22 protein-coding genes are annotated in these 20,832 nt (G+C 51.4%); 6 read left to right on the top strand and 16 right to left on the bottom strand.

Going from position 1 to position 20,832, the window contains the following annotated elements:
• Positions 1-5: 5 nt before the first annotated feature.
• The 3 genes from CIP100161_RS00410 (at position 6) to crgA (ending at position 3,917) form a co-directional block, all read left to right on the top strand.
• A complete protein-coding gene (locus CIP100161_RS00410; protein WP_155871154.1) occupies positions 6-1,514 on the top strand; it encodes a serine/threonine-protein kinase in 1,509 nt (502 codons plus the stop codon).
• Positions 1,515-1,570: 56 nt separating this feature from the next.
• Positions 1,571-3,532 (top strand): Stk1 family PASTA domain-containing Ser/Thr kinase, encoded by a 1,962-nt coding sequence (pknB, locus tag CIP100161_RS00405; protein ID WP_408609469.1) that lies wholly within the window; start codon positions 1,571-1,573, stop codon positions 3,530-3,532.
• 115 nt (positions 3,533-3,647) lie between these two features.
• A complete protein-coding gene (crgA, locus tag CIP100161_RS00400; RefSeq protein ID WP_003849883.1) occupies positions 3,648-3,917 on the top strand; it encodes a cell division protein CrgA in 270 nt (89 codons plus the stop codon).
• A gap of 7 nt (positions 3,918-3,924) precedes the next feature.
• On the opposite strand, the gene cas2e is transcribed toward crgA, so the two are convergent.
• The 9 genes from cas2e to relB form a co-directional block, all read right to left on the bottom strand.
• Entirely contained in the window at positions 3,925-4,272 is a 348-nt protein-coding gene (gene cas2e, locus CIP100161_RS00395) for a type I-E CRISPR-associated endoribonuclease Cas2e (protein ID WP_016830433.1), read from the bottom strand.
• 6 nt (positions 4,273-4,278) lie between these two features.
• Complete coding sequence (gene cas1e / locus CIP100161_RS00390) at positions 4,279-5,214, bottom strand: type I-E CRISPR-associated endonuclease Cas1e (RefSeq protein WP_155871152.1); 936 nt, start codon at positions 5,212-5,214, stop codon at positions 4,279-4,281.
• A gap of 6 nt (positions 5,215-5,220) precedes the next feature.
• The gene (gene cas6e / locus CIP100161_RS00385) at positions 5,221-5,883 is read right to left on the bottom strand and encodes a type I-E CRISPR-associated protein Cas6/Cse3/CasE (RefSeq protein WP_155871151.1); all 663 of its coding nucleotides are present in this window, start codon (positions 5,881-5,883) and stop codon (positions 5,221-5,223) included.
• A 1-nt stretch (position 5,884) separates the two neighbouring features.
• Positions 5,885-6,589, bottom strand: a complete 705-nt coding sequence (gene cas5e, locus CIP100161_RS00380; RefSeq protein WP_155871150.1) for a type I-E CRISPR-associated protein Cas5/CasD — start codon at positions 6,587-6,589, stop codon at positions 5,885-5,887.
• A gap of 4 nt (positions 6,590-6,593) precedes the next feature.
• Entirely contained in the window at positions 6,594-7,727 is a 1,134-nt protein-coding gene (gene cas7e, locus CIP100161_RS00375) for a type I-E CRISPR-associated protein Cas7/Cse4/CasC (RefSeq protein ID WP_155871149.1), read from the bottom strand.
• Positions 7,728-7,741: 14 nt separating this feature from the next.
• Positions 7,742-8,368: a type I-E CRISPR-associated protein Cse2/CasB gene (gene casB / locus CIP100161_RS00370; protein WP_014309766.1), complete on the bottom strand. Its 627-nt coding sequence runs from the start codon at positions 8,366-8,368 to the stop codon at positions 7,742-7,744.
• 3 nt (positions 8,369-8,371) lie between these two features.
• Positions 8,372-10,045 carry a type I-E CRISPR-associated protein Cse1/CasA gene (gene casA, locus CIP100161_RS00365; protein ID WP_155871148.1) on the bottom strand — a complete coding sequence of 558 codons (1,674 nt, stop codon included), beginning with the start codon at positions 10,043-10,045 and terminating at the stop codon, positions 8,372-8,374.
• A 796-nt stretch (positions 10,046-10,841) separates the two neighbouring features.
• The gene (locus tag CIP100161_RS00360; RefSeq protein ID WP_155871147.1) at positions 10,842-11,111 is read right to left on the bottom strand and encodes a type II toxin-antitoxin system RelE family toxin; all 270 of its coding nucleotides are present in this window, start codon (positions 11,109-11,111) and stop codon (positions 10,842-10,844) included.
• Positions 11,092-11,268: a type II toxin-antitoxin system RelB family antitoxin gene (gene relB / locus CIP100161_RS12625; protein ID WP_155871146.1), complete on the bottom strand. Its 177-nt coding sequence runs from the start codon at positions 11,266-11,268 to the stop codon at positions 11,092-11,094. The genes CIP100161_RS00360 and relB overlap by 20 nt, the downstream gene beginning before the upstream one ends.
• 483 nt (positions 11,269-11,751) lie before the next feature.
• Between relB and CIP100161_RS00350 the strand changes: the two genes are divergently transcribed.
• A complete protein-coding gene (locus tag CIP100161_RS00350; RefSeq protein WP_155871145.1) occupies positions 11,752-11,904 on the top strand; it encodes a hypothetical protein in 153 nt (50 codons plus the stop codon).
• 1,077 nt (positions 11,905-12,981) lie between these two features.
• On the top strand, positions 12,982-13,209 hold the full coding sequence (locus CIP100161_RS00345; protein ID WP_155871144.1) for a hypothetical protein: 228 nt from the start codon (positions 12,982-12,984) through the stop codon (positions 13,207-13,209).
• Positions 13,210-13,234: 25 nt separating this feature from the next.
• Here CIP100161_RS00345 and CIP100161_RS00340 read toward each other — a convergent pair whose 3' ends face one another.
• The 7 genes from CIP100161_RS00340 to CIP100161_RS00310 form a co-directional block, all read right to left on the bottom strand.
• Positions 13,235-13,702, bottom strand: coding sequence for a lactococcin 972 family bacteriocin (locus CIP100161_RS00340; RefSeq protein ID WP_155871143.1), 468 nt, complete (start codon positions 13,700-13,702; stop codon positions 13,235-13,237).
• A gap of 144 nt (positions 13,703-13,846) precedes the next feature.
• A complete protein-coding gene (locus tag CIP100161_RS00335) occupies positions 13,847-14,146 on the bottom strand; it encodes a helix-turn-helix domain-containing protein (RefSeq protein WP_174775767.1) in 300 nt (99 codons plus the stop codon).
• Between the two features lie 443 nt (positions 14,147-14,589).
• Complete coding sequence (locus CIP100161_RS00330; RefSeq protein ID WP_155871142.1) at positions 14,590-14,904, bottom strand: hypothetical protein; 315 nt, start codon at positions 14,902-14,904, stop codon at positions 14,590-14,592.
• Between the two features lie 124 nt (positions 14,905-15,028).
• Positions 15,029-15,841 (bottom strand): replication initiation protein, encoded by an 813-nt coding sequence (locus tag CIP100161_RS00325; protein WP_155871141.1) that lies wholly within the window; start codon positions 15,839-15,841, stop codon positions 15,029-15,031.
• Positions 15,842-16,108: 267 nt separating this feature from the next.
• Complete coding sequence (locus tag CIP100161_RS00320) at positions 16,109-16,396, bottom strand: hypothetical protein (RefSeq protein ID WP_155871140.1); 288 nt, start codon at positions 16,394-16,396, stop codon at positions 16,109-16,111.
• A gap of 13 nt (positions 16,397-16,409) precedes the next feature.
• On the bottom strand, positions 16,410-17,024 hold the full coding sequence (locus CIP100161_RS00315; protein ID WP_155871139.1) for a ParA family protein: 615 nt from the start codon (positions 17,022-17,024) through the stop codon (positions 16,410-16,412).
• Positions 17,025-17,505: 481 nt separating this feature from the next.
• Positions 17,506-18,099 (bottom strand): hypothetical protein, encoded by a 594-nt coding sequence (locus CIP100161_RS00310; protein WP_232053017.1) that lies wholly within the window; start codon positions 18,097-18,099, stop codon positions 17,506-17,508.
• A 1,794-nt stretch (positions 18,100-19,893) separates the two neighbouring features.
• Here CIP100161_RS00310 and CIP100161_RS00305 point away from each other — a divergent pair.
• A complete protein-coding gene (locus CIP100161_RS00305; protein WP_155871137.1) occupies positions 19,894-20,832 on the top strand; it encodes a radical SAM protein in 939 nt (312 codons plus the stop codon).

Genomic DNA, 20,832 nt, shown 5'->3' with positions numbered 1-20,832 from the left:
ACATCATGACACAATCACAGTCACCTGATCCGGCACTGCAGGCGCTCGTCGGTTCCGACTACGCCCTGCAATGGGTGGTGGGCAACGGTGGAATGTCCACGGTTTGGCTTGCCGACGACCTCCGCAACCAGCGCGAAGTGGCCATCAAGGTGTTGCGCCCAGAATTCTCCGACAACGAAGAATTCCTCTCACGCTTCCGCAACGAGGCACTCGCCAGCGAGCACATCGACTCCGACAACGTGGTGCGCACCTACGACTACCGCGAAGTCACCGACGACATGGGCCGCACCCTGTGCTTCATTGTGATGGAATACGTTCGCGGCGAATCCCTCGCCGACATGCTGGCACGCAAAGGTCGCCTCGAAGAAGAACTTGCTCTCGACGTTCTCGAGCAGGCAGCCCACGGACTATCCATCATCCACCGTATGGGCATGGTCCACCGCGACATCAAACCTGGCAACCTTTTGATTACCCAAAACGGCCAGGTAAAAATTACCGACTTCGGTATCGCCAAAGCAGCCGCAGCAGTACCACTGACCCGAACGGGCATGGTGGTAGGCACCGCCCAGTATGTCTCCCCAGAGCAGGCGCAGGGCCGCGATGTTACCGCAGCTACCGACGTCTACTCCCTCGGCGTTGTGGGATACGAGATGCTGGTGGGTCAGCGCCCCTTCAACGGCGACTCCTCAGTCTCCGTGGCTATCGCCCACATCAACCAAGCGCCACCGGCTATGCCCACTAGTGTGTCCGCCCCAGCGCGCGAGTTGATCGGCATTGCGCTGCGCAAGGATCCGGCCCACCGTTATGCTGATGGCAACGAGCTGGCGTTGGCGGTTTCTGCTACCCGCATGGGGCAGCGCCCGCCACAGCCTAAGTCCGCACCATTGCAGCACATTGCGCCGCAGCCGGCCCCCACGGAATCCACTTATGCGCTGGGCGCTACTGCGCAACCTACGACGGTTATTCCGGCTACCGGCCAAGTGCCTGCTGCTTCCGCTGCCGCTGCCGCGTATCCGGCATCGACGGTGATTCCTGCTGGCACACCCCGCCAGGAGCCGGAGAAGCAATCTAGTGGTTGGGGGGCCGGCATTGTGGTTGGCGCGTTGGCCGCATTGTTGCTGGGTACTGCTGCGTGGGCTGCAAGTCAGGGCATGTTTGATGATCTTTTTGATAAAACGCCGCAAAGCTCAGAGTCCTCGGTTCCGCCACCTCCTGTGACGGCTACCGTGACGGAGACTCCCACACCGCAAATCACTACTGTGATCCCCGAGCCGTTGCCTACGTCGAGCCCGGAGCCAACTCCGAGTGAAACGGAGCGTACTCCTGACGAGTCGCGTCCAACGTCGGCTCACCAGTTGCCTTCGGTGCGCCCGTCGCATAATGGTCGCCCCAGCTCGCATGCGCCACATGCGCCTACGCAGGATGCTGATCAGCCTGCCGAATCACCCGCTCCCGATACTCTCGATTCTTTGATCGAGAATCTGAACAAGCTCAACCAAGGAGGTGCCCAGTGACCGATATCGTTCTAGCCGACCGCTATCGCCTTGGCGACGTCATCGGTACTGGTGGCATGTCTGAGGTGTATGAGGCCACCGATGTTCTTCTCGGCCGCAAGGTCGCGGTAAAAATGCTGCGTGCCGACTTAGCACGGGATGTGAACTTCCGCGAGCGCTTCCGTAGGGAGGCTCAAAATTCCGGCAAGCTCAACCACCCTGCGATCGTCGCGGTGTACGACACCGGTGAAACTCCACGGGCTGGGTTGAACACTCCTTACATTGTGATGGAGCTGGTCAACGGCCGCACCCTGCGTGACATTGTTCGCGAGGATGGCCCGCTAACACCTAGCCAGGCGGCACATACTTTGATCCCTGTGTGCCATGCGCTGCAGGTCAGCCACGATGCTGGCATTATTCACCGCGACATCAAACCCGCGAACGTGATGATCACCAACACCGGCGCGGTCAAAATCATGGACTTTGGTATCGCACGCGCGCTTGACGACGCCACCAGCGCCATGACGCAGACCTCCGCAGTGATCGGCACCGCCCAGTACCTCTCACCAGAGCAGGCACGCGGAAAGCTTGCCGACGCCCGCTCCGATGTCTACGCCCTAGGCTGTGTGCTTTATGAAACCCTCACTGGTAAACCACCTTTCGAGGGCGAAACCCCCTTCGCTGTTGCCTACCAACACGTACAGGAAGACCCCGTAAAGCCCAGCGAATACATCGCTGACCTCTCGCCTACCGCAGCAATTAACGTCGATGCTGTTGTGCTTACTGCCATGGCTAAGCACCCTGGTGATCGCTACCAGACCGCACAAGAAATGTGCGCGGATCTTGAACGCCTTGAGCGCAATGCGGTCACCGACGCGGCACGCCACTATGTCACGCCGACCAGCTTTGCTACCCAAGACCCAGCGTCTACCACCGTGGTTCCAGTAACCCAGGTGACTGAGTTGGATCACGCCGAGGCTGGTGCTGGCATTGGTGCTGGTGTGGTTCCTGCCGGTGCCGTAACTGGTTCGGCTGCGGTGACCGGTTCCGGTGGTGCGCATGCTGCACCACGATCATCCAACCGTGGCCTGCGGATTCTCGCCGCTATTTTAGCAGTACTCGTCTTGGCTGTGGGTGCCGGCTTTGCCATTGACTATTTTGGTGGCGGACCGTTTTCTCAGCGATCCACCGTGACCATCCCTAAGCTGCAAAACTCCACGCAGCAGGATGCTGTGAACCAGCTGGAAAAGCTAGGACTACAGGTCAATGTGATCGAAGAACCCAACCCTGATATTCCTCGCGGTAAGGTTATTCGCACCAACCCCACCGATGGTTCCAACGTGCAGCGCAACTCTACTGTGCGCCTCACCATTTCCTCCGGTAAAGAGATCACTGAGGTTCCCGACCTCAGCGGTAAGAATACCGCCGACGCGGTTAAGATCCTCGAAGCCGCCGGTCTGCTTCTCGACCCCACCGTGCGTGAAGACTCCTCCGACACCGTCCCCAAGGGCGAAATCATCGAAGTCTCCCCCGCAGCCGGTTCTCAGGTATCCCGTGGGTCCAAGGTATCCATTACTGTCTCCACCGGTGTAGAAGCAGTCCGCGTTCCCGTGATCACCGGCATGAAATGGGACCAAGCCGAAGGCAACCTAACCTCCCTAGGCTTCAAACCCGAAGTCGTCCGCGTTGATTCCGTCGAACCAGCCGGAACCGTGATCGCCGTACCAGACGAAGGCGCCGAAATACCTAAGGGCTCTGGCGTCACAGTACAGATCTCCAACGGGGCAATGTTCACCGTCCCAGACATCACCCGCCAAACAATTGGCGACGCAGTGCGCATCCTGCACGACGCTGGCTGGAACGGCAACGCCTCCCGACTCAACCAAGCAGCGAAAGTGCCCACCGTAGCTGTGACCGACCAAAACCTGATCGCCTCACAACTACCAACCCCAGGCACAGCACTGCGCAAAGACGCACCTATTGAAATTCGCCTCTACGAATTCAACCTTACGGCACTCGTGCCACCAGCACAGCACTAGCAGTTAACGCTGCTGGTGCTGCCAGTAGCACCAGCGCTGCTCGTGCGGCGGCTGGCGCTAACCTGATAGATTGATAAACTCTTAGAAACTTACAAACCAACAAGGACACCCCACGATGCCAAAGTCAAAGATCAACCACAGCTCCACCGCTTACACCGCTGGTTCCACCGCAAACCGCACCCCCGTGAAAATCAACTCCACGGGCACCCCACTGTGGTACAAAATCATCATGTTCGGCCTCATCCTCGCCGGACTACTCTGGCTGATCGTTAACTACCTAGCAGGCCAAGACATCTCCTTCATGACCGAACTCGGCCCATGGAACTACGGCATCGGCTTCGGACTCTTCATCATCGGCCTGCTCATGACCATGGGATGGCGTTAGGCGCTTCCTACTTCCCGCGATTCTTCCTAACGTTTCGCGCAATAGACCACCCAGTTCGACGTTGATACGAACTGGGTTTCGTGTTGTCTGGGCGCATCATCAGCGTCAACCCATCAAAATCTGTGGGCTCCCATTCATGCCGATGTGTTCTGTATTCCATGCCTTGCTCGTTATTACTCGAGTAAATCAACAGTGCACGCCCGTCCTTGCTGAGCTCAGTGGTTCGCTCCCACAACAGATCCCGAATTCGAGCACTGGGATTACCTACAAAAACACCAGGGGAGATCTCCATGAGCCATTTTGTAAGATCTCCACGAAGACCAGCTGGTACGGCGGAAACAACAAGAACAATCATGGTGGCTCAAAATCTTTCTGCTGACCAGTTCACACCAGCAGCAATGACCTCAAGTTCACTCCACAGCATGAGATCAACATCGGAATAGGCATCTTCTTTTGGGATCTCCATGAGATCTTGAAGATCATGAACCATCCGCTGCATCAATCGGGTGCTCACAACCTTGTCACGAATTCGTGCGCGCACATTAAGATCGTCGCCCGAAGGAATAGCCGCGACTGCTTCAAAAGCTGCAGGAATGGAGATTTCTGCCTTATAGAGATCTGCAATGTCATAGACAAAAGCACGGTCAGTTCCTGTGTGTACGATCCCGAGAGAAGGGATAAAACCAAGAGCTACGATCACCGCGTGGGCAATGCCATATAAAGCAGCCGATCCTTCGGTAAGCGCACGATTAATGGGGTCACCTGATTCAAAATCTTGAGGATCATAGTTTCTACGTGTCCACACCACACCTGTGCGTTGCGCTTCTGCGGCATAGATTTTCTTCATTCTGGCACCTTCTCTGCCGCGAAGTTGCGCCAGAGATAGCTGCGAGATTTCCTCTCCTGGGAAGCGCATGTCATACATGCGTCGTGCACATCGAAGGCGAGTGCGCTGATTACTCCATAGTCGAGCGTGAGCTTCTGCAAAACGAGATGTTTTGGCAGGTGGTCGACCATGTGCATAATAGCGCACCCCCTTCTCCCCTACCCACACAACGGAAGCGCCGGCGTCGCCAAGTAATGCCATCGCCGCATACGTCACTTTGGTGCCTGGCCCCAGCAAAACAACTGCTAGTTGAGTTGCTGGGACATGAGCGATTCCGCGCTGATCTTTAATCGTCAGCGCATTTCCATCACGATTGATCACAGCTCTTTCCACATAAAGGAAGGACAATCGACTTTCCATTCGCGGAAGTAGCAAGCGATCTAATGGGCTCTGGCTAGGGGTGGCAGACATGGTTTATTAGCCTCTCGCGAGCGTTAATAAACCACAGCCGTAGCCTTTAGCACGACCCACACCACCAATAAGTGTTGCACGCAATTTATCTGAGTCAACTACCTCCAACTGGCCAGAGAAACGAGCAGTAACCAGATGGACGCGATTTCCCTTTTCACCATTGGGACGAGAGCGATGAAAATCTAGGGTCTTTTTGCCAACCACTTGAGCGCTGCTGTTCTCAAGGGTTCCAAAACTGACTCCCATTGATTCGGCTTTACGATGCAGCCATTCCAACTGCGTAGCAGCTGTACTATGTGCAACTACTTTTCCACGCTTTCCGCCCTGAACAGGAATGGTATGAGTTGGATTGGCTACCAACTCGAAATTCCATTTCTGCCCCTTGGTGAGCTGAGAAAGCATCCGATCGTAATCAGCGGATTGTGGCGGTCGAACATCCCAGCCGGCTTCTTCCACGATGTGGTCGATAGTAGGTTTTTCTGGACCCACCACATACAAAATATGCTCGTGACCGCGCTCATCAAGACGCCACAGGATTCGTTCGGTGCTGGTATCGCAGTCCGGTGGGAACCCATGCATAACCGCGGCATGCAGCATATGGGGGTTGGTTAGGTACTTACGCCCCTGTCTGCGTGCTGGGTTAATCAGCACTTTGGTAAAAGTGGCCATGTTACGAAATCACCGCCTCAAAGAATGGATCATTAGCCGTGCCCTTTTCGTTCACAATGCTCTTCGATCCTGCATAAACAACAGTGCGCCATCCGTATCGACGATGTTCTTGAGCAAATGACAACGGAACGTCTTGCCGAGGAACACCGTGCTCGCCTGGCTTACCATCACGATAAATAGGAAGCTCAACATCCCTAGAACGTTCCTGCTGGTGAGCAGAGGTTGCGTGCCAAGTATCGTGAGCCATCAGAGCCTCCACGACGGGCTTATCCACAATACCCAAATCCAAATTAACTGGAGCAGGGCATGAACGCCGTCCTAAGAACAGCGGATAAGTAGGTTGCCGCAGATACCCTTGGAGTCCTTCCAAAAGTTCTTTATCTTCAGAGCCAATTGCAGCAACGAATGCTGCGTCGCTAAGAAAATGCCGTGTTACGAGGCTTGCGTTAGCTTTAGGAGCCTTTTGCCATGGCTGCGCTGTCTGATAGTCCCGCAGGAGCGTGCCCGATTGATCTACTCGGACCGCGAAGTCGAGTGCGACGAGGTCTTCAATACTGTCTGTGCGCTGCCGGCCTTGTGCTGCTGCAAGCAACCCAATAACCCCAGATTTACTTGGAGTGTTTCCGGTAGCGCGTGTGTTATAGCGAGACTCATCACCCCATGACTGCAAAGGCCCTTTCAGCAGCAGTAGAAGTGAATAGGACATGAAGTTACTTCGCTTCCTGAGCGGCTAAAGTACGAATGACTGCTTCGCCCAACTCTGTGAGCGTCACTTTTTCCGCTAGTTCTTCGAAGTCTGTTCCCAATTCACCGAGTGCCACCACGAATGAGGCGAGTGGCTTCATTCCATAAGCTTCCTCAACGTCACGTTCTTCACGAGCAAGGGCCGTGGCAGCTGCTTGTCGACGACTTCCGTCAACTGCCGCGACTGGCTCTTCGAATGCATTGACCAGAGATACGGAGCGGGTATCGCGAACAGCAACGTACATCAGCTCAGGAAGCGTGTTATTGGCAAAAGAGTTCTGTTTACCGGTAGGCATAGACTCTGCGAAAGCTCGGATGAACATGCGAACTGCCTCATGGGCCAGTTCCGTATTTTCTAGATTTTTTACCAAACCATCAACATTGACAGTGGCAAAGCGATACAGGGTTGAGGACATCATCTGGGTAGTACCGATCATGCCTGCGCCGGTTTCTTCAGCATCTTCTACAACATCATCGACAGCTGTGAAATAGTCGAATTCTGGCTGCGATTCATGGACGCTAATAGCGTGTGCAACCTGCACTGATGCATCAATGTTGTACGCAGGGGCGTCGGCAAGCATGCGGCCAAACAGTGCCATATCAACGGAGTGCTTGGTGTCTAGGATGTCTTCCGCTTCAGCCTTGGTGAACTTCTCACCATTCTTGTCCACAACAGCCTGAGCAGCACGATCTAGCTGATATGGGCTCAGGAAAAGGAGGTAACCGGTGGTGGGATACTTTTCTGCATCCTCTGGCAATTCTTCGCCCTTTTTAGGTGCTTTTGGCTCAACGAGTGAAATCTTTGCGGCTTTAAACAGCTGACGCACACCATCGAGAATCTGATCTTCGGTGAGGTCGCTACCTAGTGCGATCGCACGACTGACGATGTTTTCTGGAAGTTTGCGCGACCGCAAGCCCACGGTGCTCTTATCAATCTCGTCTTCAAAGAAACGTCGAACTGCCCGCTTCCATGATTGGGAGGAAACGCGCTGACGTGGAACACCACCAAAAATTGCTGTTTTGGGAGCTCCCATATCGTCACGGTTGATCAGGCTAGGAGGAACGGTTTGAAGTGCGTGAATGTCTACAACGAGAGTCATGATGATGCCTTTCTCTAAGCAGTTTGAGTGGAGTTAGTAGTGGAATTGGAGTTACGGAAATGCCCAATGGCAAAATCCCGTCCCCATCGAAGCTGAATGCCAGCGCGTTTCTTTGGATCATTAAGGGCACGCAAATCACGTGCTAAAAGTCCGTAGTCAAATCCAATGTTGTTAGCCCGTAGGAGTGTCACCAACGATCGAATGTGAACCAATCGTGCTTGTTCCTGGGAGGCTAAAAGCATGGCGTCGACACGTGGCTTGATTGAATCCGAAGTTCCCAACGAATGAAGTCGACCACACGCAGAAGCAAAACTCACTTGTGGAATATGCACTGGTGATGTAGCAGACTGCATATGCACACCGAACAGTGTGAGTGCCACAAAAGCTGCTTCTTCAGAGGGCGATGGATTATCCCCATGTCCAACTAGACGGTCAGAAAAATCCCCTGCCATTGCAAACAACACTTTTTCTAGGCCCAGTGGATTTTTCCTGATATCCACAGTGGCACCGTGACGTAACTCTGCCAAGGTAGCGCGAGCACTGTGATGTCGTGCCGAATTCCGATCACCTAGGTAGGCCTCTTGCAACCTATGACATGTCGCCCCCACTGCAGCGCGAAGGGCATCTTTGTTTTCCGCCATGGTTTACTCTCCTTCCTTTTCTTGTTTTCTTACTGTTAGAGGAAGCACCTCATCGAGTTTCCGCTGCAGCATTCGGTAATAGCCAGCTGCCGATACCACTCGTCCTTTATGGTCATCAGCGTCGCGATACTGAATTCGTCCTGCCAATGCCTTGGGACCAGCACCGCGCAATAAAATCCGCGCATGCTGATCAATGATTGACCGCGCCGTGTGCTGCCAGGCTTTCTCCAGATCCGTCAACGATTCGTTCTCTTGAATTGCTTGTTCTGGTGAAATATCACGCAACCGCTCAAGCCAGTCATTAAATCTCGGCTCCAGTTCCGCTAACACACGATCTGTTATCGCAGGTTGGAATGCATATTCCCCACCAGCCGCGTCGAGTAGATTTCCTGAAAACTGCCCTAAAGCCACTGCAGATTGTGTGGTTGCACGAGCAATCTCGCGCACTTTTCCTCGCAGATGTTTCGCTTCCGTCAGGAGCAAAACTACCGGCATGCTCATGCGAGAAGCATAGGTAGTTGCTACCGACGATGCATGCGGACCGTACTCCACAGAAACCAGATCCACATTCAGCACTGCTGGAACATTGGCCTTTTGTACAGCCAATTCCGCCAGGCTAGCAAGGTTTTTCGGCCGCTTAGGAGCCTTTTCTTTAGCACTAAAACCGCCATCAGTTTCTGCAACGACTAAGGCATCTAGCGCTTTCCACATTGTTCGCTCTACGTCATAAGGACGTGGATAGTAAACATCATGGTCTTTTTTCGACTTATTCGCGGAGAAACGATATGGGGTCATCGGATCATCTAGCACATTGGCACCAGCGTCCGGTATCTTGTCCCCGTTACAGACAATTACTCCTACGACTCGATCCCCTTCGGGTATCAACCGGATCCTACGTGACTGCCATGTAGCTAAATCTGCAGGGCCTTGAGGTTGCGAGTTCTCTCCAACCACAGCCCTTTCATCTGGCCCGTACGCAGTACGCTCCCACACGGGGCGGTCTTCGGGGTCATTCAAGGTTTCCAGAGTGGTATTCAACAGTAGAGTGTCGAGAAGATCCTCACCTTTGACTAAGGTGCCGCCCGTCATACCAGTCCAGCCGGTACCAATTGGGTAACCTCTTCCACCTTTGACGCGCGAGTCTCCCACAGCACCCGATTTAATACCGTTGTAGTCAAAAGCTTGTGCATAAACTAGCCAGCGCGCAGCTTCTTCGATCGAAACAGAGTCGCGTTCTTTCCCTCCACGCATACTGAAATACTCATTTTGCGCTTCCGGAATGATCGTCGTTATATGTCTATACCCACCCGATGCCATATGAAGACCCGCTACCTGCATAAAGGGAGCTTTTGCATCAAAAAGATCGAAGCGATCAGCATAACGATCCAAATAGTCTAGGACGACCTGATCTTTCCCTTTTCGAGCAAGACGACGTCTCATCTTGTTGAACCATTCAAGGAAATCAAAAGGTTCCACGTCCATGTCGATATCCATGGAATGGGCACGCCAGAAAATAGCCAGCAAAAGCCGCATCACTGCATAGTCTTGAGCTGGGGACTCCCCCTGAATATAGGCAACCTGCACCTCCCCCGCGAAAATATCTCGTATTCCAACTGAAATCTGGTTACCTTGAGTATCAAGAGCCAGAATCCAGCGGATCTCCAGTAACGAAACCACCACCAACTCCTTCCTGATTGTGTCAAAACTTCCAAATTGGGAAGCACCTTCCCTACAGCTTACATGTTAAAGATATTAAGCGTTAGTTTTTAAAATTTTTTAGTACTCCATCATTTGCTGATTTCTCTGAATGAAAAGCACAGATCCAAAAACCTGTTCTTGGACAAAGATTCATCCCCTGCCAACACAGGGAATCACGGCGGTCCAGTTTCCAAACTTCCTAATAAAGGATTCACCCCCGCTGGTGCGGGAAATACTTATAGCGTGAGCCCTTATTTTTCAGGGAATAAACCTTATTCTCTCAATGCTGCCAAGCGCCGTGTAACAGTTACCCTCAACGTTCCTGTTTCGTGCACGATTTGTTTACGGGTCAGAATCTTTCCCGTTTGCACATATATGTCACCGACAAGCATCTGAATTCGTACCCGAGTGCTCTGACCCTCCGCACACTTTTTGCAGTAGGTCTTTTTTTCATAACATTTAATCAGCTTTGTGCATAGTCCCCCTTGTGATCGATTTTCCAGCACCTAACAACCTTCCGATCACCCCCACGTCCCATTTTGGCTAATACTTTGCGTTCGCTGCTTGTAGCGCACCTCAAGGCATTGGTATCATAGATACCAATCTATGACTGGGCGACATACCCACGCACACACCTAGCCATTATCTGACGACCACACAGGGGTGGCACCTCGTTGAGATTATGACGCGGGTTATGAAGAAGACAATCAATAACCTAAAAAGGTGACATACGGTTCCCCTGTGCGTTAGCACATAGGGGCTAAACTCTTCTTGTTTAGTCGTCGTAAACCTGAGATCGGTGACCAATGGAAACAACAACAATGACAACACGATCATCTTCAATAGCTGCAACGAGGCGGTAATCCCCCACACACCAACGCCAAAAACCCGCCCAGTTGCCGGTTAACGCCTTACCACGCATTTGCGGATTGGGCAGAGTAGAGATTTCTCGAAGATACGCAACAATGCGCTTTTGAACTGGCCGGTCAAGCGTCCAAAGCTCTTTAGCAGCACGCGGAGAAAACTCAACCGTCCAAGAGGTCACGCTCTACCTCGTCCAATCTGATTGTCTCCAGCTCTCCGCGTCGAATAGCTTCATACTCGCTGCGAACGCCATAGACGTACTCAAGCTCGTCAAGATGTTTTTCTAAGGCTTCTCGTATGTAAAAAGATCCTGACCGACCGGTACGCCGTGCGGGCAAAGCGAGATCCTAACTTCGACTGACCGCCACGGACTCTTTACTACGCCCATACACACAACACCGTGCATACAAACAACTAGGAGCTCTCCATAGGTTCTCTGCTTTCACATTGCCCTCCTTCTTGCTCCTACAGTCAGTCCGTGACGAACGCGGGTGGGACGCTACGACGAGGGGGGCCGCGAAGATTTTATGCGACATCACGACTGCGTTGGGCACCAACAATAAACCAACAATTACCCACACAGTAGGAAACTTGATGACTGCCGGCCAAAAACTCAACCGAACAATAAGCGCAGTCATAGCCACCGAATCGCCAACGCCGCGACTCAACCGCTCATCCCCGCTAGCGCGGAGAAAACGCTCGATGTTGCACCAGGTTCATCGACTGGCTGATCTGGCGATATGCAGTACTTCGTTTGATGAGAGTGCTCCGCGTGTGTAGTCGTTGGCGATTTTGTCTTCGTTGCGTACGACAGCGCGGTCATGCACGACAGCTTCCCAATCGGTTTGACCTTGTGTGCTGGTGCCGTAGGAGCCACGTCTGGGGTATGCCCATTTTCACAGGTATTCGAACAGACCAACATTGCGTCCGACGCCGGTGACGGTGAGAGCTTTGTGATCGTCGTAGCGCGGTAGTGCGTCGATATCGGAGAGCGCTTTAGCGAGTTCTTTGAGTCCATAGACGGCTTTTCCATCGCCCCACAGTGGAAGGTGAGCTTTATAGTTTGTGGGGTTTTGGTGATGCGCCCGGCGAAGGCTGGATCACCACCGAGTACTTTCGTCAGTCCTGCTTCGATGCGGGCGAGTAAATTGACCGGTCATCGATGTGCTGCGTTGGACAGGCAGACAGGGGCTCCAAGCACGTAGACGATGTGTCCGGAGCGTGTGTGTGGGGGGTTAGCGCGGTCCATGACGGGGACGGAAGTCCGGGAAGTTCGTCGGCCATCCCGCCGTCATAGTCGGTGATGATGAGCGATTGCAGCACTGTGGGGTTGGCCTCGATGTAGGCCTGTGTGAGTGCTTTTGACTCGTGTGGTCCGACGGTATGGCCCCGTCTTATGACCAGACGCTAAAGGCGCACGGGGGGGTTTCTGGGCATCCGCACTAGCTAAATCTGCTATCCTCGGCCCACCGGCCTCCCCCGCTGCCCCCCTGCAAGGCGTGCGACGACCCCGAAGGCGCACGGAGGTGCACAGGATGTCTCTGTGGTGTCGCCGGAGGATCGGCCGGTGTTGCGTCGCCCGCGATTAGGTGTGGGAGAGCCGGATGATGCCGGTGTGGTCTTTGGTGCGCGTCCGCGTCGTCAACAGCGCCCGCCGTCGCCGTGAGCGTGTAGTGCTCTCTTCGTTGGTCAGGCTGCGCATATTTACCCTCACCCCGAAAACAGCGTGCGCTATCGTGCGCTATGAAATTCTGCCGCGGGCGCAAGTGCGCCCTTGGCTAGTGGCGCACATGAGTGTTGGGGCAAGCACATCGCGCGTGCGCCTTGTGTGCGCCAGCATTGCCATAATTGCCGCGCTGACTCGCTCAAGCGTGGTTTCGGTTGTGTGTCGCGTTCTGTTTTGCCCAGGTTCAAGAAAGCAACCCCAAAAGATCAGCACACGTCTTGCAGATGTTCATCTGAGACTGCTACAGGGAAGATATCCATCAATTGCAGTCGGTCTTTCGCATGAAATTCGCGCTGGTGAGAATCCAATTAAGTAATATGTGGATATGGAAAAAGAAGACGCTAAAAACCTTGAAAAACGCGTTGAAAAGGCAATTCATTCCCTCCGTGAGGTGGAGGGTTTTCTTCTACAACTTGATTCTTTATCTGGTGAGGAAACTCAAGGACTGCCGTATCTGGAGGAGAGGATCTTCCAGAATGAAAGAAATGCGTTGTTAGACCTTGCTGAAGAATTGGCAGAGAAGATTCTTCCTGAAATACGGAGGAACGCGTAGGACTAGTCCTACGCGTTCCTTTAAATTACTGCGTCGACCAGTAGGCGTTGCAGGTTCCTGACGTTAGCTCCCCAACTACTTCTGCAGAAGCCCAAGATTCAGAACGTGCTGTTGAGCTTCGTGTGACTCCGCCCATGATTGCTGTAGCTGTATGGCTCTTTGACCTGTGTATGTAACGAGAAAAGCACTGCCTCGTTGATGCATTAATCAGATTCCATCCATAAGTCCATGTTCCTCCGCCAACTTGTTCCGTTGTGGAACCAGGCAAGCCACGAATTTTATAGGTGGTGATTTTGCCTGACGGGGGCGCGCTTGTGGTGTCAAATGTGACCATTCCCAACGTAGGCTCTCTTCTTTCATTAACTGTGAGGATTTGGCTTTCAATGACCTTAACGCCTTGGGTTTCCTGGGAATCTGCGATAGATGCTGAGACCGCTAAAACAGAGGTTGCAAGAGATACAGCTGCGATGCTGATCCGTCTTGATGTCTTCATTTCTTTCTCCGTAAAACTCGAGCCTTACCTATAAGGTATGTAATACGAAAATATGATGTGTGATTTTTAACACATTCGACAGTGTATTGTATTAACTGGCGGCTACCTAGGTTTTTGGGAAAGGTTTATAGGGGAATGGACCAGTTAGGCGACCTGAGATTGCTTGATGTATCGGTGAACCGTTCCAACGCTATAACCGGTTTCCTGAGCAATGGTGCGGATAGAGAGCCCCTTACTGCGCAGTTCGCGGACTCGGCGTCGCTTTTCATCTGCTCTCGCGAGATAATCCTCTCTCGGCTCCGAAGTCCAACGAATAATCGTTGCTGTTGAAAGTCCTGTTATCTTTGCAGCCTCTTTTACTGTGTGACCATTGCGGGGCATTTTTACACGGGTAGTCATAGTCGTTCCAGTCGTTGTTTTGTCTCGGTTGCTGCTTGAATCCATCTTTCCTGAACCCGCCGGCGTTGCTGTTGACTAAATCATTGATTGACGTCTATTGCCATGATTTCTTCTGCGGTTTCTCCCCGCAGTCGGCTCATCCCCGCTAGCGCGGGGAAAACGGGTTCAAGTCCCATCTCCAGCTCAACAAGCCCGGCTCATCCCCGCTAGCGCGGGGAAAACAGAAAAAGCGCCTGCACTGGAGCCTTCCACTTAAAACGTGGGGAGACATAATAAAAATTATTACGGCGGTTATTGAGCTGGTGGTGATGCTTGTGGGTCAGTAAAAAACCGGTGCGCGAGGCTTCTACCAATTTTTGATGGTGGTAGCAGCCTCGCGCTTTCTCTAGGAGGAAAGGGTAATGGTTTTATCCCGTCCAACGGTGTGTAGCGTAATCGGTCGTAGCTTTAGTGCTCAAGGGGTTCAATAAAAAGAGCAAGATAATATGCTACCAGCCGTCTTCGCCGTTTTCGCCACGTTGCGCCATAATTTCGCGAATGGGTTCGTTGAACCATTCGTCCATGATTTCTTCTTGTGCTCTGTGTATGGATTTGAGATGGAGTTCTCCTGTGACTTCGCCAGGGCGAAGATGGTTTGCTTCTGGGTGGTCTTTATCCCATCGGTCGGATAGTGCAAAGAAGATTTTGGTGCTGCGGGCGGTGAGTTCCTCTCGGAATTGTTCATATACTGCGATGATGGTGGTGTCGTCGGTGGGGCGGCCGAGTTCTTCATGGGCTGCTCGAATGGTGAAATGTGTGATCATGGGTATCGGCCTCCTGATGTAGGTAAGGGTCGCAGTAGAGCTTTATAGATTGGGCTCATCCCCGCTAGCGCGGGGAAAACCCGCTGGCTGTCCGCACAATGGTGTTGTCGCCGGCTCATCCCCGCTAGCGCGGGGAAAACTTAAACGCCTGGGCTTCTTCCCTGCGGGTTTTAACGGCAGTAATCAACTCGCGCCCGCTGGTGAACTGCTGACGGGTCTTTTCATACTGCAACTGTCCTGACATAGCGCGAACCTCCTTAATTAGATCTCCTAGCCGCATCACGTGGTTGTGCTGGCGATACCATTTGTAAGCGGTCGGATCATTGCCCTCATAGAACGGATTACGACTAAAGCGGTGACTAAAATGCGGGTCGTGATCCAGCATTTCTCCCAATGCACGGGTCGTAGACGCGAGCAAACCCATGTTCCGAGACTTACCGGATGCATCAGCGTAGACAGGATCAATCAACCACAACGCCTGAGCCTTCCCCGATTGAGGATTGATGCCAACCCATGCAGGCCCTATCCCCTTAGATACCAGTGCAGCTAATTTAGTACGCACATCGACAGCAAGATTCGATGGGTGACCTCCTTCAGTGCCTGGCTGGTCAATGTCTACAACGATCACGGCGGCACGCTTGACCTTCGTCAGCATGACGTACTGGCACGTGGTAAAGGCAGCAGAAGTCACGCGGTACATACGTGGTTTTGTGACCTGCTCGCCGGTCTCCTCGTTTGTCACCGTGTAATAGGCGTGCGAAAACCTACGGGTTTTGCTGGCGTGCAGTACCTCACTACCGAGATGCTCGCGTAGGAAGTCCCGGTCAGTGGCACTTGCCGGAGTGTCGTAAAGTCCACCACATACGCCTAGATTGGAAACATGCGAGATGACACACGCTTCGGCTGTGTCTATCTGCCGAAGATTAGCTAAACTCATGACCATGCTTTCTCCCAGCTGCGAACTGGGTGATAAGCGAACGCTCGACGGCTTGGATCCCGTCGGGCGTTCATTTTTTAGTTAATGTCTTCGGCCAGAATAACACCGTTATCATGCACTACTTGCAGGGATATAACATTACCGTTACTTTTGCCCCGTTTGCCAGCAATAGCGTTGCAACGCTATTGCTGTGGCGTTAAGGCGTTACTGCAGTACATAGATAAAAATACTGTAGCCATAGACACTTATGCCTATAGGTTCATATGCCTACTTCTTGCGGCTAGATAACCAGTCCATTGACCAGTCCTCAAAAAGCTGGCTCAGACTGGTGTCATCTTCAAGTGCAGCCATCTTCAGTTCTTTGAGATAGTCGGCGTTTTTGACGTAGATGCGCAACGTCGTTGCGCGTTCTTCAAATCCTTTAAGTGCTGACGCTGCGGTCTTCTGGGTAGCCTTTCTCGTGGCTTTCTTCGTCGTTTGCTTTGCTCTGATAGCACTATCGACTTTAACTGGTTCAGCTTTTTCCACTTTGTTCTTGGCGGCTCCAATAGGCATTGATCTATCTCCTTTAGAAAGCTGCGGTGAGTTCGTCGGCTAGCTCACGCCACTCAGTAAACGGCTTGGTATTGATGCTCGGGAGGGTGCTACCTGCTCGGCGGGTAGCGGCTCGCGATGGAATGACAGTGTCAGCCAGCGCCGCACGAGTATGCGCTGATAGTGCGGCATGAGCTTCATCCAATATCCGTTCACGCGGATTCACATTCACCAAAACAACAGCGATAGGTGTAGAGGTTTCCGCAAGGGCGTCTAGGGTTGCTTGTGTGCGGCGTAGATCAAGCGGTGATGCTGACGTCGGAACAAGAACCATTGCTGATTCAGTAGCAGCGACAGACACAATGGCGTTACTCCCCGGTGGGGTGTCAATGAAAACGAATGAGTAGTCACTATCGGCGTAGCGACGCATCGCTGATTCTAAGGCTCTTGCTGTCGAAACTGGCTCGACAATAAAAGGCATCTCGTCGCCCACGGCTTCTGCCCAGTCGGTTGCCGAACTTTGCTTGTCGGAATCGAGGACAAGGACATTCTCGCCACGGGCGCTGAGCGCAAAGGCAAGCATCATAGCGGTAGTTGTTTTACCAGTGCCCCCCCCCTTGGTCTGGAGAATGGACACAATAGAAGTCATATTCCCAGAGTACTTTATAGTACCCTATGTCACTATGCCTATATGGGTATAGTGACATAGGGTCAGTATTTAGGTTTACAAGCAGTCTAGGAAACTCTACTGCGAACATGTCCTTATCTACACCATCCGCTACGCTAGGAGCCCGATCCTCGGGATCTCACATTTCACCATTTGAGCAACTCATAAAGAACTGGACCATCTCATCAACGAGCACCCCTTCTCGCCCGTTGAACATGAATCACGATTCACACATCTCGAGATTGATACAAAAATTTGCTAGTTCACTGAGGGCAACGAATGAACCTCGGCACATTGAACGAAGATTCGGAGTGGGTCCCTCATTGCCTTCCCGGTCGGACTATCCAAGAAAACCCTAGCTGATTTAAGTGGAGTTGTATTTCTTCTGCGAAGGTGTACCATTGTCCACATCAAGCCGAAAGGCAAATAAGCCCTGGCCCCCAGTACGACTGGGGGCCATCTTCTATAATAACGGTGACTTCTTAAGTGCTTGGGGGATCCACTTTTCATTTCGGAGCCAGATCCCTAGATCTTCATTTATTGCTTTTGCGATTGTCACGCAATCTTGGTGCGCTTTACTAACGGCCTTAATGTCTTTAACGAGCGGACGTCTGTGAGTCGCTCGGTTGCGTATGTCTTTTACTGCCATTACGCGTTGCTGAAAATCTACCCTATCTGGCGAATTTAGATGAGGAGCGAAAGCTTCATTCCAAAGAATCACTCGTACATTCTTTTCCGAAGCGTGTTTCTTTGGCAATAGGTGAACCCAATTTCCAAAAGTTAAACCTGCTACATAATCGTCATGTGTGGGAGTTCCTTCAACTGTTTGAAGGTGTGCAAAGTCCCTCAAAGGTTTCCCCTTAGAAGGGATTACCAGCTCTTTCAGTTCACCTTCAGGTGCGGTTAGCCATTCACGCGAACCACATCGCGGTAGTGCACTGTTCCATTGCGATAAAGATTTATCCATAAAGTTACGTAGCAGCACTTCAATTTCCCCCGTTGTTCTATCTATAACCGAGGCTAGATATCCGTTCCATAAATATAGTTTGGCCGCCAATATAGTAATTTTTTCAGTTTCCGCATTGTCCCTAGCGATAGTTAAGTAAGTATTTCTCCTAGGGTGAGGAAGTGCATTAATTATCCGACATGCATCCATGCATGTAAGTGGGTTTGTATAGGGATCCATTGTTCAGCCTTTCCGTAGATAATATGTTCTAATCTTACGGCAAGGGCATGGGGAACCAGCGCCTCTCACGAGGTGCAATTTCAGGAATTCAACGGCAAGAAAATAGCAAGGGCCATGTGTGGTATGATTCAAAAAGCTTTTTGAGTCATACCACACATGGCCCTCTTACTCAATACAGATTGTCAATTTGTGCCCAAAATCACAAAATATTTCCATGTTGCAGAGGTCTTCCTAAAAGCTTTCACACTGTTGCTTTCTGTGATTCCATCACAATGGCCCTATCTAAGGATAAACATGCCGCCTCTCCATTTCGCCGTTATCCTACTTTGAGCCTCGATCACTACAGTCACACTGACTACAAAAGAGGCTTTAGCAACAAAACGAACTGCCATTAAATCACGGAAAGAGACGCAATTAGTCAAGATCCACACAGAACGAAATCTGCCCATGACGGCACTTAATGCGCACAGGGAGCTTCCGTCGGTCATTTGATTCTCTCGGTATCGTTATCACAAAGGATGATGCTTCGCTGGCTAGTTCTGTGCTCGACCCCATAACTGATCTAGCCAAAACCAGTCCTTTCAAGGACTTGAAAGACGTCGCTACCACCACTGCGAATCTTAAAACTCCTGATAAAGTCTGGGAACTTTATCCTTATCCACCGTCTCGAAAGAACTGAACTCATGCACCCAATTAAGGCCGATGAGTCACGTGATCTGGAGCATCTGCGCACGTGGATCGCGGAACAACGTTTCGTAAGGATAAAAAGAGAAAATATCCAGCGCTCTATAGGTCACGCCACAGCAATACTTAAAGCCAAGTTCCTAGAAATTGAACTCGCAAACAAAGAAAACAACTCCCTTCTAACCACCGCCCCACACAGAAAGCAACTGCTTACCTCATTTTTATGCTTCCCCTGTAGTTAATCCTCTAGGTATCCAATCAACAAAACTCTTCTTCCATAAAAATAAAACCAAAGAAACACATCGCAACCGCTACTGGTGTCTTGGTTGTACGATTTTATCGGGTGCCAACGCGGAAACAGTGGGAGCATAGAGACCATAAAGAAGGTAACCAACTACCAAGAATCCGTCTAGTACTACATACCTAGAAATAGATAAAGCTAAATTGTTAGAAAGGTAGCACTCAGGACAAGAAAATATTTTCTTGCCAAAACACACCCAAATAGGTGGAATTAGACAGCGTTCAAAAAACATACCTGGACGAAAAATTTGTATAGAAAACTTCTCCCTTATGAGTGCTTCTCATGCCTGTAGTGCATGAATCGACTTAACAGCTAGCTTTACTTGGATTCCACCAAGAATTTCCTACTCTCAGGAAGCAACAAATTTGCCATTTAAACAAAACGACAATCGTTTGTATTAATCTGATTAACGACTCACCGAGTCAAAACTGACGCAGAATAGGGTTGTTTCCTACTCCCAGTTTCATCTCATCTCACACGGAGCCGTAATGGATTCTATCAACTCCCTCATCCAGAATGATGCCGTCATTGATCTCGCAGATCAGGACGATTTGGGCTATTTCGTTACCGGAGGAACCATCCTGCACTGGTAATTCCGACACACAAGGGAGGGAATGGAAAGTATCCATCCCTTCCTTCCCCTTTTTAGTAATCTCCACTTTGAGTGAATTAGGCGCAACATGGTAGCCCTTGGCATAGTTATTGACAGGAAATGCAACATTAGATGCGGACACTGTTGTTTTTCTTCCACCCCTCAGGCCGAGGAACATCTCACAGATGAACAGATTCTTCGAATCGTTAAGGAAGGTTGTGAAGCACCCGCTATCGACACAATTTCACTGAGCGGCGGGGAAGCTCTCTTACGTAAACCTTTAGTACTGGAAGTACTTCGCGTTGCTAAATCCTATGGGAAAGCCGCAACCTTAGTAACTAATGGGTTCTGGGGACAAAATAAGAAACGAGCTGAGGAAACACTTTTTGAGCTAAAAGAAGCAGGTCTTTGCGCTCTAAAGATCAGCTTCGATGATTTCCATCAAGATCTCCTCAAGGTAGAGAAAGTCAAAAATATCCTCGATGCCAACTTGAGTGTGAGGGTACCAATCGCAATTAATGTTGCGGTATCCAAAAACTTCTCTTCCGATAGGATTCTAGCGGCGCTTGGAGAATCGCTCATGGGAGTCAAAGTGATTAAGTTCCCCATTCAACGAGTGGGGGCAGCGGAACAATACCCTGAAGAATCAATCATTCGCCGCCATCGTATAGAAGACAATCTAACCTGTCCGGGCTTTGAGCCCACCTACCACTACGACGGCAAAGTCTATCCTTGTTGCTCCCCCACGGTCTTTACCACAGATCTCGCCTTTGGAAAGGCAGAAGATCTTCCCGTAGAACGCGCAGTTTCCAGTATCGAGAGAAATCTTCTTTTTGCCGCGATCCGACAAAAAGGTTTCAAATGGCTCTTTGAGCGATGCATCGAAGAAAGGGTCCTGGATGTTTCCTACACTGAACGCAGTTATGTCGACGCATGTGAAATGTGCCAAATCCTCTTCTCAAATCCACACACGCTGAAAGCTGTAGTGTCTATCGTTTCAAGCGAATATACAAGTATCTCGAAATAA

The organism is Corynebacterium rouxii (assembly GCF_902702935.1).
In the GTDB taxonomy this organism is placed as follows: domain Bacteria; phylum Actinomycetota; class Actinomycetes; order Mycobacteriales; family Mycobacteriaceae; genus Corynebacterium; species Corynebacterium rouxii.
Note: the sequence above shows the minus strand (reverse complement) of the source record. Positions and strands in the feature narration are given on the sequence as shown.